At 66.7% G+C, this 13,925-nt stretch carries 16 protein-coding genes; 2 read left to right on the top strand and 14 right to left on the bottom strand.

The window, feature by feature from the left end; translation table 11 throughout:
- Positions 1–31 precede the first annotated feature (31 nt).
- The 3 genes from ACG02S_RS07700 to dusA all read right to left on the bottom strand — a co-directional run bounded on the left by ACG02S_RS07700 (position 32) and on the right by dusA (position 2,889).
- On the bottom strand, positions 32–1,186 hold the full coding sequence (locus tag ACG02S_RS07700; RefSeq protein ID WP_394469857.1) for a hypothetical protein: 1,155 nt from the start codon (positions 1,184–1,186) through the stop codon (positions 32–34).
- 140 nt (positions 1,187–1,326) lie between these two features.
- On the bottom strand, positions 1,327–1,887 hold the full coding sequence (locus ACG02S_RS07705; protein ID WP_394469858.1) for a methylated-DNA--[protein]-cysteine S-methyltransferase: 561 nt from the start codon (positions 1,885–1,887) through the stop codon (positions 1,327–1,329).
- 48 nt (positions 1,888–1,935) lie between these two features.
- Positions 1,936–2,889: a tRNA dihydrouridine(20/20a) synthase DusA gene (gene dusA / locus ACG02S_RS07710; RefSeq protein WP_394469859.1), complete on the bottom strand. Its 954-nt coding sequence runs from the start codon at positions 2,887–2,889 to the stop codon at positions 1,936–1,938.
- A 164-nt stretch (positions 2,890–3,053) separates the two neighbouring features.
- Between dusA and ACG02S_RS07715 the strand changes: the two genes are divergently transcribed.
- Entirely contained in the window at positions 3,054–4,136 is a 1,083-nt protein-coding gene (locus ACG02S_RS07715; protein ID WP_394469860.1) for a tyrosine-type recombinase/integrase, read from the top strand.
- 94 nt (positions 4,137–4,230) lie between these two features.
- Positions 4,231–5,130, top strand: coding sequence for a hypothetical protein (locus ACG02S_RS07720; RefSeq protein WP_394469861.1), 900 nt, complete (start codon positions 4,231–4,233; stop codon positions 5,128–5,130).
- Positions 5,131–5,199: 69 nt separating this feature from the next.
- Here the strand turns inward: ACG02S_RS07720 and ACG02S_RS07725 are convergent, their stop codons facing one another.
- The 11 genes from ACG02S_RS07725 to ACG02S_RS07775 all read right to left on the bottom strand — a co-directional run bounded on the left by ACG02S_RS07725 (position 5,200) and on the right by ACG02S_RS07775 (position 13,925).
- The gene (locus ACG02S_RS07725) at positions 5,200–5,988 is read right to left on the bottom strand and encodes a DNA adenine methylase (RefSeq protein WP_394469862.1); all 789 of its coding nucleotides are present in this window, start codon (positions 5,986–5,988) and stop codon (positions 5,200–5,202) included.
- A 231-nt stretch (positions 5,989–6,219) separates the two neighbouring features.
- On the bottom strand, positions 6,220–6,597 hold the full coding sequence (locus ACG02S_RS07730) for a hypothetical protein (protein WP_394469863.1): 378 nt from the start codon (positions 6,595–6,597) through the stop codon (positions 6,220–6,222).
- The gene (locus tag ACG02S_RS07735) at positions 6,597–7,211 is read right to left on the bottom strand and encodes a glycoside hydrolase family 19 protein (protein WP_394469864.1); all 615 of its coding nucleotides are present in this window, start codon (positions 7,209–7,211) and stop codon (positions 6,597–6,599) included. Before ACG02S_RS07735 ends, ACG02S_RS07730 begins: the two co-directional genes overlap by 1 nt.
- A 4-nt stretch (positions 7,212–7,215) precedes the next feature.
- Entirely contained in the window at positions 7,216–7,488 is a 273-nt protein-coding gene (locus tag ACG02S_RS07740; protein WP_394469865.1) for a hypothetical protein, read from the bottom strand.
- Entirely contained in the window at positions 7,488–7,886 is a 399-nt protein-coding gene (locus ACG02S_RS07745) for a hypothetical protein (protein WP_394469866.1), read from the bottom strand. Before ACG02S_RS07745 ends, ACG02S_RS07740 begins: the two co-directional genes overlap by 1 nt.
- 62 nt (positions 7,887–7,948) lie before the next feature.
- Complete coding sequence (locus tag ACG02S_RS07750; RefSeq protein ID WP_394469867.1) at positions 7,949–8,263, bottom strand: hypothetical protein; 315 nt, start codon at positions 8,261–8,263, stop codon at positions 7,949–7,951.
- Positions 8,264–8,268: 5 nt separating this feature from the next.
- A complete protein-coding gene (locus tag ACG02S_RS07755) occupies positions 8,269–8,970 on the bottom strand; it encodes a hypothetical protein (protein ID WP_394469868.1) in 702 nt (233 codons plus the stop codon).
- Between the two features lie 144 nt (positions 8,971–9,114).
- Complete coding sequence (locus ACG02S_RS07760; protein WP_394469869.1) at positions 9,115–9,393, bottom strand: hypothetical protein; 279 nt, start codon at positions 9,391–9,393, stop codon at positions 9,115–9,117.
- 14 nt (positions 9,394–9,407) lie between these two features.
- Positions 9,408–12,605, bottom strand: coding sequence for a phage tail protein (locus ACG02S_RS07765; protein ID WP_394469870.1), 3,198 nt, complete (start codon positions 12,603–12,605; stop codon positions 9,408–9,410).
- Positions 12,605–13,063 (bottom strand): NlpC/P60 family protein, encoded by a 459-nt coding sequence (locus ACG02S_RS07770; protein WP_394469871.1) that lies wholly within the window; start codon positions 13,061–13,063, stop codon positions 12,605–12,607. The genes ACG02S_RS07765 and ACG02S_RS07770 overlap by 1 nt, the downstream gene beginning before the upstream one ends.
- Position 13,064: 1 nt before the next feature.
- Positions 13,065–13,925 (bottom strand): DUF2163 domain-containing protein, encoded by an 861-nt coding sequence (locus ACG02S_RS07775; RefSeq protein ID WP_394469872.1) that lies wholly within the window; start codon positions 13,923–13,925, stop codon positions 13,065–13,067.

Raw genomic sequence — 13,925 nt, forward strand, 5'->3', positions numbered from 1 at the left:
CGCATGCGCCGGTCCGCGTCAACGGGCGTCGTCAGGGCGCGGTCGTGAACGACCAGGTCTTGTGTACGGCATTGCCGGCGATGGTGGCATCCACCTCGGCGCGGTAGGTCGTGCCTGCCGCCAGCGGCGCGTGCGGCACCAGGGCGGCCTCGCCGCGCGCCAGGAATGCGTTGCGGTCCGCGGCGGTGGTCAGCAGCGTGGCGGCAACGACCACGCCGTCACTGGCCCGCGTCAGCACGAAACGGCTGACCTGCAGCGGTGCCATCGTGTGCACCGAGACCGGATAGCCCTCGGTGAGGCCAGCGGCCAGCGGCTTCATGTCGGACGGCCCCATGGCCGTGGGCAGGCCCGTCGCACCATCGCGCGGCCATACGACCCAGGCGCTGCCGTCGGTCGCCGCGCCGGGCGGCAGCACCGAGTCCAGCACCAGCGCGCGCTGCGCGCCGGCAGGCCGGGCCGAGAAGCCCAGGCCGATCTGCAGCGCCCGCGTATCCAGCAGCAGCATGCGACCGTAGACGTTGTGCAGCGTGTTGTTGACGATGTCCCACGGCTGCAGTTCGACGCCCGCCGCGTTCGTGTAGGCAATGACGATCTCGCTGCGCATGCGCTGGCCCGGCAACTCGGCCACCGCGACGCCGGCGCCGGCAAGGCGCTGGGCGAAGTCCACGCCTGTGAAGCACGGCCGCGACGCTGTCTCCTCGGTGCCCGGGCTGCCGTTGGCGACGACGTACTGCGCATGCGCCTGGGCCGTGCCGTCGATGGCGGGCGCGCGCACGAACTGCGGCAGGCCCGCAGCCGTGCGCACGACGTTCATCAGCGCGAACGCATTGGCGCGCACGGTGGGCGCATCGCCCGGCTCGCAGGCAGCGCCGGCGGCTGGCGGCGGCTCGGGTGCGGGTGCGGGTGCGGGTGTGGGTGTGGGTGTGGGTGCGGGTGCGGGTGCGGGCCCGGGCACAGGCTCGGGAGCCGGCGCGGGCGTGGGCGCAGGAGCAGGCGACGGCGCAGGAGCAGGCGACGGCGCAGGAGCTGGCACGGTTTCGGACCCTGCGGCCGGGCTGGACAAGCTGGGCGAGCCCGCGGCACCGCCGCCGCCTCCACCGCCTCCGCATGCCGTCAGCGCCAAACTCAACAGGCTCAACAGCAGCGCAGACGGAATCACCCCATGCTTGCGGTGGATGGTCGACATGTCGTTTCCTCACTCGGCTCGAAGGCCGCTCCAAGTCGGTCCCAACGCCGACAGAGAGATTGGAGCGCCGGGGGTGCCGCAGCGCCGTCGGTCGCAACGGCTTCAGCGCGTAGGACGCAGCGCCCGGCCGTGTCGGACAGTCAAAAAAGCGGCTGCTGATCGCCCGCCAGTTGACCCGTGGCGCGCGCCTCGATGAGCAGCAGGCGGCGCTTGGTCTCGAGACCGCCCGGCGCCGAGAAGCCGGTGGGTTGGCCGCCGGCCCCCATCACGCGATGGCAGGGCACGATGGGCGGGAACGGGTTATCACCCTCGGCGCGCCCCACGGCACGCGCGGCGCCGGGCTGGCCCAGCGCCGCGGCGATCTCGCCGTAGGTGCGAGTCTGGCCAGGCGGGATAGCGCGCGTCAGCGCATGCACCTGGCGGCGAAATTCCGGGATGCCGCGCTCATCGAGCGGGATGTCGCCAAGGTCGCGCGCCTCGCCGGCCAGCAAGGCGCGGATGCCATCGACGGCATGGCCGATCAGGGGCGGCAGTTCCGTGACCAGTTGTGCCCTCGGATGCCAACGGGCGAGCAGCGCGGGGCTGGCGTCGGGCAACAGCGACGCCACGATGCCCTGCCCGCTCCAGACAATGCCGCAGCGGCCCAGCGCCGTGTCGAAACTGTGGCTCCACAGCGACTCGTCCTGCGGCATCGGTCGCATCGGTGGCTCTTGCCCGGGACGGTCGACATCGGCCGCCACGGTGGGGCCTCAAGCGGCAGCGAGCATGCCCGACTGGCGCGCTGCGGTGGCCTGGGCGGCCACCTCGCGCGGCGGCAAGTTCTTCAGGCGATGGTCGCTCCAGACCTGGCGCCAGCGGCGCGCACCCGGCGTGCCGTTCCACAGGCCCAGCGCATGGCGCATCGCATGCGGCCAGGAGCGGCCCGCCGCGTGCAGGCGGTCCAGATAGTCCAGCCATTGCGCCTCGACCTGCTCGCGGCTGGCCGCGGGGTCGGGCTGGCCGAAGAAGCGCGAGTCCCACTGCGCCATGCTCCACGGCTCGTGATAGGCCTCGCGGCCCACCATGACGCCGTCGACATGCTGGAGCTGCTGCGCAATCTCTTCGGGCGTCTTCAGGCCACCGTTGATGGCGATGGTCAACTGCGGGAACTCGCGCTTGAGCTGTGCGACGAGCTCGTAGCGCAGCGGCGGGATCTCGCGGTTCTCTTTCGGTGAGAGTCCTTGCAGCCAGGCGTTGCGGGCATGGACGATGAAGACCTCGCAGCCGGCCGCCGCCACGGTGCCCACGAAGTCGCGCACGAATTCGTAGCTCTCGATTTTGTCGATGCCGATGCGGTGCTTGACGGTGACCGGCAGCGTGGTCACGTCGCGCATCGCCTTCACGCAGTCGGCCACCAGCTGCGGCTCGGCCATCAGGCAGGCACCGAAAGCACCCTTCTGCACGCGCTCGCTGGGGCAGCCACAGTTCAGGTTGACCTCGTCATAGCCCCAGCGCTCGGCCAGCGTCGCGCAGGCAGCCAGGTCGGCCGGCTCGCTGCCACCGAGCTGCAACGCGACCGGATGCTCCTCGGCGCTGTAGTCCAGATGCCGCGGCTGGTCGCCATGCAACAGCGCGCCGGTCGTCACCATCTCCGTGTACAGCAGCGTGTGGCGCGTGATGAGGCGGTGCAGGTAGCGACAGTGACGGTCCGTCCAGTCCATCATCGGCGCCACGCTCAGCCGCCACCTGCTGGGAGAAGCGCTGCCCATAGAGGAGAACGGGCCTTCAGCGGCTGTCTGATTCCCGCTCGTTTTCAGCTCTTTTTCGGTCATTTTTTCGTGCCGGGGTAACATGAAGTGCAACAAAACTGCTTTGTTGCACCGACCCCATGGGCACGATTATCCCGCGCAAGAGAAAAGACGGCTCGATTGGGTACACGGCGCTGGTGCGCATCAAGAAGGCCGGCAAGGTGGTGCACTCCGAGTCGGAGACCTTCGACCGCGAGCAGGCCGCCAAGATCTGGATGAAGGGGCGCGAGGCCGAGCTGGCCAAGCCAGGCGCGCTGACCAAGGTGCCAGACCCGACACTCTCCGAGGTCATTGACCAGTACAACCGCGAGAAGCAGAAGACGCACGGGAAGACCAAAACGCAGGTGCTCAACACCATCAAGGAGGCCGCGCTTGCCAAGAAGCGCTGCTCGGAGATCGGCAGCCCCGAGCTGGTGGCCTTCGCGCAGTCACTGAAGGTGCAGCCTCAAACGCGCGGCAACTACATGTCGCACCTAGGCGCCATCTTCACCGTGGCGCGGCCGGCCTGGGGCTACCCGCTTGACACGCAGGCGATGGAAGACGCTCAGATCGTGCTGAAGAAGCTCGGGCTGGTATCGAAGTCCAAGGAACGCACGCGCCGCCCGACGCTCGACGAGCTGAACCAGCTCATGACGCACTACGAGGTCGTGTCGCTGAAGCGGCCTGCCAGCTTGCCGATGCAGCGATTGATCCTCTTCGCCATCTTCTCGACGCGCCGGCAGGAAGAGATCTGCCGCGTCACCAGCGCCGATCTGGAGCGCCCTGCCATGCAGCTCGTCGTGCGCGACATGAAAAACCCCGGTGAGAAAATCGGCAACGACGTGCGCACCACGCTGACGCCGGAGGCGCTGCAGCTGATCGACACGCAACCGGAGACCACCGGCTGCATATGGCCGTACAACGCCGAGTCCGTCAGCACGTCGTTCACTCGTGCTTGCGCACTGCTGGGCATCGATGACCTGCACTTCCATGACCTGCGGCATGACGGCATCAGCCGGCTCTTCGAGCTGGGCTGGACAATCCCACAAGTCGCGGCGGTTTCGGGTCACCGGTCTTGGCAGTCGTTGAAGCGCTACACCCACCTTCAGCACACCGGCGACCGATTCGACAAGTACCAGGACTACCCTTGGCTAGAACGAGTTCTGCGCGTGGTGACGAAGTAAGCAGCGCTCCGCTCCTTCTTCTCCGAAAAGGTCAATTGCTTAGTGCATCCTGATCGATGCAAGTTATTGCTCAATAAAGAGCAAGGAGAATTCCTTGGGACATGTTGACGAAATAGTGGACGGCATCAAAGAAGGCGTAAAAAAGCGACTAGAAACGCCGTTTCTAGCGTCTTTCGCGATCAGCTTTGTTCTAACCAACTACAAGCTGTTTCTTGTCATTTTCGGCTCAGGCGACTATGAGAAGAAAATTCAATACATAGATACGATTCTATACCCATCTGGAAAATTGATTCCAATGGGCATTTTTCCGTTCTTAGCCGCATCTATATACACGTTGGCTTGGCCATTTGCGGAAGCCAATCTGGCTGCATTTACCGTCTGGAACGAAAACCGAAAACGTCGACTAATTCAGGCACAAGAGCGCGTGACGCCGGTACCTCAGCATGAAATGGGCATGTTCATGCAAGCGCACAATGCGACAAATGCTCGTCTGCAGGAGCAGTTGGATAGTTTGCACGAAGCCACACGAGCTGCCAGGAAGCGCAATGATGAAATTGTAGAGAGGCTGGCAAGGCGCACGGAGGCACTCGCTTGGGGCAGACTCGCTGACAGCGCAAATGTTTCGGCCAGCGAACTCAAGGAGCTGTTGATCTTGGGAGAAAAGGCGCCGGCCAGTTCTCGACACGCGCTAAATCCAGATTCAATAAAACCAATCGCGGCAGCGATTGCTTATATCCTGAACATTCCTGTTGAATTCGATCGCAGGACCACCACGTTGAGAGAACTTCAGTTAAATGCACTTGACGGATACTCAATGTATGCGCTTGAAGTCACTGTATACGTAATTCTTGGAAGCTTGGAGATTGTCGGCCCACTTAACGAGAACGACGAAAGTTTTAGCATGCATGTGGTTGCGCAGCCCCGAGCAGAGCGTGTGCAGCAAATTTTCTCAATGCTTAATCACACTCCCGCCCAAAGAATTACTGCGCAGTAGCGCCACCTCGAATACTGAGAACGCGCCAATAAGCGGCAAAGGTGATCCAAGCAGAAATCATGGCATCTTCTAAAAGAGACCCGCCGGCTCGGCCGCCTGATCCCAGCTCCATATGACCAGCTCTCTGCGGTCGGCTGGTTTACCGCCACCACCGACCGTGTAGGTGATCTCCAGGCTCTCCATATGGAAGCCGGCGAAGCACTCGCGGATGGCAGGGTGGTCGTTGATGCTGACCATCATCTTGCCCTTGATCCGGCGCATGGCAGCGGCCATGGCCTCGTAATCACCAAAGGGGAACCCTACACCGTAGCCCTCGGTCTGCCAGTACGGCGGATCGGCATAGAAGAACGTGTGCGGCCGGTCGTAGCGCTCCAGGCAGGCTAGCCAGCTCAGGGTCTCGATGTAGGCGCTGGTGAGCCTGAGGTGGGCAGCGCTCAGCGTTTCTTCAAGGCGCAGCAGGTTGACCGGCGGCGCCGTAGTGGCTGTGCCCCAGGTCTGGCCCTGCACCTTGCCGCCGAAGGCATGGTGCTGAAGGTAGAAGAACCTCGCCGCGCGCTGCACGTCGGTCAGGGTCTCAGGCCGCGTGTCCTGGGTCCACTTAAAGACCTCGCGGCTGCTGAGCTGCCACTTGAACTGGCGCACGAACTCTTCGAGGTGATGCTTGACCACGCGATAGAGGTTTGTCAGCTCGCCGTTGATGTCGTTGATGACCTCCACCTCCGCCGGCGGGCGCATGAAGTAGAGCGCGGCGCCGCCGGCGAACAGCTCGACGTAGCAGCGGTGCGGCGGAAAGCGAGGGATGAGCTGGTCGGCAAGGCGGCGCTTGCCACCTACCCAGGGGATGATTGGTTGGGCCATGTGAATATCAGGGGGTTACATTCCGGCCCGCCCTCCGGAGGGTGGCGGGGCCTTGGCTATTCACAGGCATGGACTGTGGATGGCGGCCGTCGACGGTGCTCGCAACACCGGCGGCGGTCGCCTCGTCTTTTTTCTCAGGGCGCCGGCGGCTCTCCCAGTACGGCGCCGCGGCACTTGTCGTATTGCTCGCCCAGCTCGTGGGCCTTGCGGCGCCAGCCGGCGAGCGACGAGTCAGTGGCCGGCGTCCGGGGCGGGCACAGCGCCTGGGCCAGGTGCTGCTGGCTCGACGAACCCCGGGATGGTGGAGTTGAAGAGGCGCAGGCTGTCAGCGCCAGTGTCGCAATCAGGGTTGCGGTACACGTCACGAGTCTGGATCTCACGCTCGACCTCCTGGCGCACGGTCTGGTGGCGCACGGTGATTCGGGGAATGGCTTCCGCGATCGCGCTGGCGGCCGCGTCGGCGGCGACGGCCGCAGCCTTGTCTTCACGGGACTGGGCGGCAGTCTCAGCGTCTTTGCCGGCGCCGTAGGCAAGGTGCGCCGCAGCGGCCAGGCTGGCCAGCCAGGCGCCGCCTGCCCCGAGAAGCAAGTAGGGCGAGAGCGCGCCCATCACGCAAACGCTCGCACAGCCTGCTCGAAGCGCTGGCGCCGATCATCGCGACCGGCCATCGCCGGGCCGTTGATGGCGCGGGTCAGTGCGTCGATGTTGCTGGCGTCCGCCAGCACCAGGCCATTCGCGCTGACGAAGAACCACGCGGCCGTCATCGCGGCGTGCAGCGGCTGGCTGACGAGGTCGGGCTGCGTCTTGTACGGCTGATCGAGCGCCGCCGCAGCGGCGAGGTAGTTGGCGCGGCCGGTGAGCTGGATCAGGCCACGGCCACGGTAGGCCCAGCCGTCGCCGCTGCTCTCGTCGCCGTTGCCGTTCTTGTTGGCGTAGACGCGGTTGGCCAGCGCCTTCGGGTTGCGCAGCAGCGTCGCGGCGACATCGAGGCTCGGCACACGCGAGGGAAACATCGCGCGCACGCGCTCTGCCGTCGTGTAGAAGAGGTTCTCCTCGAGGTGGATGAAGTTGCCGCTCTCGTGGGCGCACTGGCTGACCCAGGCGGCCTCGCGGACGGGGCGGTCAATGCCGAAGCGCAGCGCCGCGGCGGCGAGCGGGCCGGCCCACAGGCGGGCCTGTGTTGGCGCGATGCCGGCGCCGATGAGGGTGGCGATGGAGATCATGGGATTAGCCTTCCTTGACTCGCGTGCGGACGATGAGGACCGCGAAGCCAGCCGCGATGCAGACTTCGGGCAGGGTTGGCGCAGGAAGCGCCAGCAGGGGTCTTGCTAGGCCGCCGCCGGCGCCAAGGGCCAGCAGCAGCCAGGCGGCGGCCTTGAGCCACTCGGTGGCGCGTTCGCGCGGCTTCAGCCCCGCGCGAACGGGGTCGGTGCGCTCGGCCTTGTTCAGGGCCTCAGCGAGGATGACGAGGGCGGCGAGCCAGTGCAGGACGCCGAGCATCAGGCGCCCTCCCCGGCACTGCCGGCGGTTGCACTGACCCGCGCGATCGCCTTGCGCAGCAACTGCTGCGCGCCGGCGCCGGCGGCGAATGCCATGCCCAGCAGAACGGGCTGGCTGATCGAGACGCTGGCGGCGAGCATCGGAACGAGGTAGCCCGCCGTCAGGCTGCTAGCGACCGCGGCGCCGATCCGCCGGGTCGTCGTGCGCAGCAGCTCGCGCCAGGTGTCACTGGGCCCCGGCACGGCGTTGAGCAGCACGATGGCCACCAGCGCGCCAGCAAAGCCGGCGACGAGCAGCTCGGGCTGCAAGCCCAGGGGCACGCCGAACGCCGTCAGCGCGGGCACGGTTGCGGCCGCCGTGGCCACAGTGGCAACGGCGGTGGAGGTGGGTTCGGGCATGGGCGGCCTTTCAGGCGCTTGAGGTGGGGCGGTGCTTGCAGGGAATGGCGGCGCTGGATCAGTCAGACCGGCGCCGCGCCTTCGTAGCCGAACTGCGCGCCTTCGCCCGGCGGTTGGCTAAGGAACGGGTAAATGGTGTCCAGCACCGACTTCGTCCCTTCGCTTGCCGGGATGCAGAGCACCTCGCTTCGCACGGGGTTCTTTCCGTCCAGGCGGGCTTCGTGGCTCAGGTACTCGCCGATCTCCAACTCCACCAGCACCGTGATGCCGTCGGCCTGATAAGCCGCCGGCGGATTGAAGTTGAAGTTGGCCCGAAGGATGCGGTGATAGGTCGTGGTGACGCCCGAGGGCAGCTCACGGGGCAGAGACATTGCCATGGCGTTCAGAGGTAGGGAGTGAGGTCGATGATGAGCGTCGGCGCCGGCCCCAGGCCGCCCTGCAGCAAGGGCGCAGAGTCGGGGCTGCCACCTGTCGAAGTCCAGCGGCTGCCAACAACGCGGTCGATGGCATTGCTCGACAGCCGCATGGCCACGTTGACGGTGCGCGAACCGAACTGGTAGCCGCCGCCTGCGCCGCCAACTGCGGCCACGACGACACCGGGGTACGTGGGCAGCGTCGCCGCAGTCGAGTCCCACACACCGCCAGTTGGCAAACCTGACACAGCTGGCAGCGTGACAAAGGAATGCACCAGCAAGGGCTTGCGTGTCGTGTCCCACTGAACTTCGGCGCTCGCGCCCAGCACGCGCGCCCCCCACGCCTCAGCCGGCGCTGTGGCGGCGGCCAGCCTGCCGAAGCAATACACCTGCGGCGTGACGCTGGCACGCACGAGGATCTCGTACGTCGTGCCGGAGACCAGTCGCACGACAGGCGCCTCGGCCCAGTTGCCGTCGCCTGGCGTCATGCGGAACACCGGCAGTGGAGCGCCGTTGGGCGACGTGATCGTGAAACGCGCAAAAGAGCCGTCAACGCCCGACTCGAAGACGGAGCCGGTGAACACGGGCTGCCCGAGATAGTGCAGCGCGACGGCTTGGCTGCTCACGGCCAAGTTGCCGTCCGCCGTGTAGACCACGATGCCATAGCTCATGAGGTCGATTCCCTGTGGTGAAGTTGTCGATGCGGGGGCCGGTGCGGTCGGTGTTGGCGCACTGACCGGCGCACCGCCTCCGCCGCACGCTGCGAGAACCAAAGCGAAAGTAAAGAGAGCGGTGAAAGTCTTCATACGAGCCTCCTAGTTGACGAAGACGAAAGCCGTTCGCGTCGCGCCTGCCTCGGCGAACGTTGGAAAGGCGACGACGGGGTAGCCGCTTGCGTAGCTCACCGTGATGGCCGCCGAGCCTGACTTGGGACCGACGTGCGACCAGAACACCGTGCGGCCGGCCCACTGCGGGTAGCTGATGACCTGCTGGGGGGCGCCAATGACGCCGTACAACACGATGTCGATCAGCAGCGCGCCGCGGTAGACGGCTAGGCTCGTGTCGAACTGGATCGAGCCGTTCGCGTTAAGCACTCGCTGGCCCCAAGTCACAGCAGGTATCCCGAAACGACGCGGAGGTTGCCGGCCCCGTCGAAGATGCGCTGCCGATTGGCCTCTAGCTCCTGGCGCCCACCCGACGAAGCAGTTCGCAGCAGGCCGACATCGGCCGTGATTGCGCTGAGCTGGCTGACGCTCATAGCCTGCGCACCGACAGAGCCGTTCACGAGCAGGTTTCCGTTGATGAGGGCCGACCAGGGGAGCCAGGAACTGCCGTTGAAGTACCGGCTCTGCGTGAAGCCGGCGCCAGCGTTGTAGAGCGTCACCCGGTCAAGCACGACCGGCGCGCCGTAACCGGCATCGCTGATCGCAGCCGCAGCATCGCTATCACTCCAACTGCTGCCACTGATCGAGCGGCTCGCCTCGATGCTGCCGCGCTGGCCGTTTGAGCCATTGGCGCCGGCGGGCCCTTGTGGGCCAGGGGCGCCAGGCGCACCCGGTGCGCCGTCGGCGCCGTTAGCTCCATTTGCTCCGTTGGCACCATTTGCACCATTGCTGCCGGCCTGGCTTTTGCTGACAGAGAAGCGCTTGGTGATAGTGCCAAAGCCCCCGCGGCCGACAGTGATGTCGACATAGCCCGCGGGCGTTCCGGGGGCAAGCCCGTCGATAGTGACGGTGTAGCCGCTGCGGCTGGCGCTGACACCGCTACTGGCCGAGATGGAAGGCGTCCAGTTGGCGGTGTCATCGGTAATCCCGACATACACGGCAATGGTGCTGGTGTTGCCGGCGTAGCTGGTGACGTTGCCCGCTGGGTCCGCGGGAAAGACCGTGGCCTCGTTGCTCAACGTAGCGGTAACCGCTGGAGCGCCATCCGCACCATCTGCGCCGGGCGCTCCGGCTGAGCCCGGGCTGCCTGGCGCACCAGGCGACCCGGGAGCGCCAGGCGCACCAGGCGCACCTGGCGCACCGTTGGCACCTGCCTGCCCGTCACGCACTTTGACGATGGTCGTCTCAGCGCTGTAAGTTGCCACGGGGTCGGTGATGGTCGCGCGCACCGCGATGCTGTCCGTCAACATGCTGGACGCATCGATGGTGACCAAGTCGCCACTGCCGGTGATGCTGGCGGTGCCGCTGACGATGTCCCAGTTGACGGCACCAGCCAGCAAGCCGGTTCGAGTGGCCGTCAAAGTGATCGAACTCGGATTGACGCCCCCGCCGGCGGGGTACTGGAACGTCAGTGCAGACGCGTGCACCAGCAGGCTCTTTCCCGCGATGCCCGGCAGCAGCTGCGCCATGACACCAGTGACGGTGTAGGTGACGGTAGTCACCTCGCCAAGGCTCTGTTGACCACCACCGAAAACGTTGAAGCTCGTGAACTTGAAGTGAAGCGTGCTGCCGATCAACGAGAGGTCGAGGTCGCCGCTCTTGACGACCGAGTCGTCGACGCGCACAAAGCGGTCCCCTGCGGTGTGAGCGCTTTGCAGCGTGCCGTAGGCGCCGCGCACTAGGCCCCCGAGGGTGTAGGCGCCTGAGCCGACCAGCGCCGACGTTTCGTAGGCGAAGTACTCCTGCGCGCCAGGGCCAACCCAGCACAGCGTCTGCAGGGTAGCGGCATCTTCCGAGCTGCCGCCGAGCAGCTGTTGGCCGCTTAGTCCCTGCACGCCGACCGTGCTGCTCATGGCACCGGCGAGATAGCCGTAGCGCGCGGGGCCGGTGACCGTGCCGATCTGGCGGTAGGTCAGACCGTCGAGGCTGACATGCACATGGCAGCCACCCCACGATGCCCCGCTGCCACGGACCGCGACGTAGACCTCGAGACCTGTGCGTGTGAGCTGGGCCGGCGCTTCGAAGATGACGGGCTCGTCAATGTCGCCGGGCGCGACGTTGTAGTCCGCTGAGTACCCGCTGCCGGCCTGGGTGCCGTAGCGCGGCGCGGTGGCGATGCCGATGGGGGCGTCTTCGGCCACGATGGCGATGCGGCGGTCATCCAGCTCCTCGACCTCAAGGATGCGCACCGGCAGGCGGTCCAGGCCGAGGCTGGGCTCGGTGAGCGTGACGAGGCGCCCGGGGCTGCGCAGGCAGCTCTGCCAGCCCACGTTGAACTCGTAGCGGTTGCGCTTGGCCAACTCGTCCTGCAGTAGCTGCTGGCAGATCTGTGCGGCAATGGCAGGGTCTTTGATCTCGGGCGCGGCGATGGCGTCCTTCTCGCGGCGGCCGTACATCTCGATGCTGGCCAGGTCGTCGCGGCTGACCGGCTGCTCGGCGTAACCGCTGGCGCGGCTCTCGATGTTGAGCGTGATGACGTTGTAGCCGACGTCGTCGCTCGTGGCGGTGCTGGCCTCGGAGCCCAGTCCCTGGTGCCGGCGAATGCGCACGGGCGGGTCGCCCTTGTCGGGCATGAAGTGATCGTGCGTGTAGTCGATCTCGGGCGTGATGTCGGCAACGTAGGAGGCGCCGTGGGCGGACAGGTCGCTGTCGCCCATCGGCACCAGCTCCAGCGCGCTGCCGTTGTAGACGGCGCGCGTGTTCGTCAGCATGAGCAGCTGGGCCAGCCAGTCCAGGCAGCTGCGCTGTTCGGAGAGCACGGGGCTGATCCACAGGCCTGCGGCGCGGCAGTACGCCTGGTAACGATCCAGGCCGAGCAGTCGGTCGGCTGGCCAGGCGCCGCCCGAACGGGTGTCTGTGAGAAGGCGCTCGACGGCGACGCGAGGGTCACCGTCGTGAACAGGCTCGCCGACGCCGGGCACCACACCCAGGCCACCGGCGTCCAGCTCGAAGTTGTGGTTGGGCAGACTGGCGCTGTCGTCCAGCGAGTAGGCCTGTGCGTAGGCGTAGGCCATGCCGCTGTAGCCCAGCGACTTGGTGGGGTCGTTGGTGGACAGCCAGCTCCACGCGGCCTGCCCCAGGTTACCGAGCTGCAACGACAGGCCGCCGGCGGCGAAGCTGGCGAACTGGCTCTTGCCTCGCCACATGTTGCCGCCAGCCACCAGCGGCCCGCGGGCCAGGCCGATGATGACAGCGGCCTGATAGGCGTAGGTGACGTTGGTTTGCCCGCCGCCGCCACCCTTGCCGCCGCTGTTCACCTGCTCGGTTTGCTTGATGGCCTTGAAGGCCCCGTAGTACAGCAGGTTGCCGGCCACGCGGCCGCGGCCGCACAGCAGCCACGGAATGGTGCTGCCGTAGCTGCTGCTCTGGATGCGGATGTCCGCAATCTTCTGCGCTTCGTTGGTGAAACTCTGGCCACCCATCACGCCACCTCACGAAACAGGGTGAAGGCGCGCATCTCGCGGCCAGCGAACACGGCGGCATCGAAGCGATCCTGGGTGACCTCCCCGGCCTGCGCGAGGGCGTGCAGCACCTCCAGTTGATCGCCCTGCTGCACCACGAGGCCGGCGTGGCTGAACGTGCGGCCAAAGCGCCAGACGACGACATCGCCGGGCTGCAGCGGCGCGCCCTCGGGCAGCGGATGCAGCCAGGCATCGAGGCCAGCAAGGTAGGTCTCCTCACTGCGGTGCAGGTGCCACTGCGGGGCATAGGGCCGGGGGTCGAACTCGGCCGGCAGAACGCCAGGCGCCTTGAAGACTGCGACCAGCAGCATCAGGCAGTCCACGCCGGCGCCGCGCACGCAGCCCTGGTGGTGATAGGGCGTGCCGATCCAGCGCCGGGCTTCTTCCTGAAGCAGCGCGCGAAGGTCTGAGGGGGTCATGTCAGGAGGCCGTTTCGGGCGCTGGGATGTGGGGCTCGCCGCGGAAGCGGATGACGTTGCCCAGGGCACTGCAACGTGCCTTGGTGCGGTCGCAGCCGGGGCGGATGACGAACGTGTCGCCGATGGCCGGCTGGCTGGGCCAGGGCAGCACCGTCTGCACGCCGCCGGCGGCGTACGCACGCACGGTGCGCTGCTCGCCCTCCAGCAGGCCGCTGGTGAAGCGCACGGCGCCCAGGTCGAAGAAGCCGGCCGCTTGGCCGAGGCCGCTGCTGAAGAAGTCGAGCCGCACGCCAGACAGGCCGGTGACGGTGCCGGGGATCTCGGCAGCCGCGACGCTGAGGCCACAGAAGGCGTCGTAGATGGTGTTGCGGCACCCGGGCTGGTAGATCTCGGCCGGCACCATGCGCTCCAGCTGCGCGATCAGGCTGCGCATGGACACTTCCACCGTGCCCAGGCCAGTCTCGGCGGGGCCGGTGCGGCCTTCGAAACGGGTGACGTAGCCCTTCTGTGCGCCGTCGACGTCCAGGAACAGCCATTCCAGCATCACACGAGCGCCGTCGAGGCCGCCGCGAGCGGCGAAGTGCAGCATGGGCTGGCCGGCAATGGCGTCGACGCTGTCGACGAACACCGTCAGCTGCACGTCATCGATCTGCAGGTTGGCGTTGACCTTGAGCCGGTCGCGCTCATACGCCGCCGGCACGAAGGTGCGGTTGTCCGGCGTGGTGAGCGGCACGTCGGCGTTCGTCCAGCGCAGCACAAGGCCGGTGCGCGTGGTGATGGTGAGCAGGTCGAAGCGGCAGCCTTCGTCGGTGCCGGCCAGCCACGTGTTCAGGGCTGCCAGCTCGGGTTCGGTCATGGGCAT

The organism is Pelomonas dachongensis, from assembly GCF_043555865.1.
Classification (GTDB): Bacteria; Pseudomonadota; Gammaproteobacteria; order Burkholderiales; family Burkholderiaceae_C; genus Pelomonas; species Pelomonas dachongensis.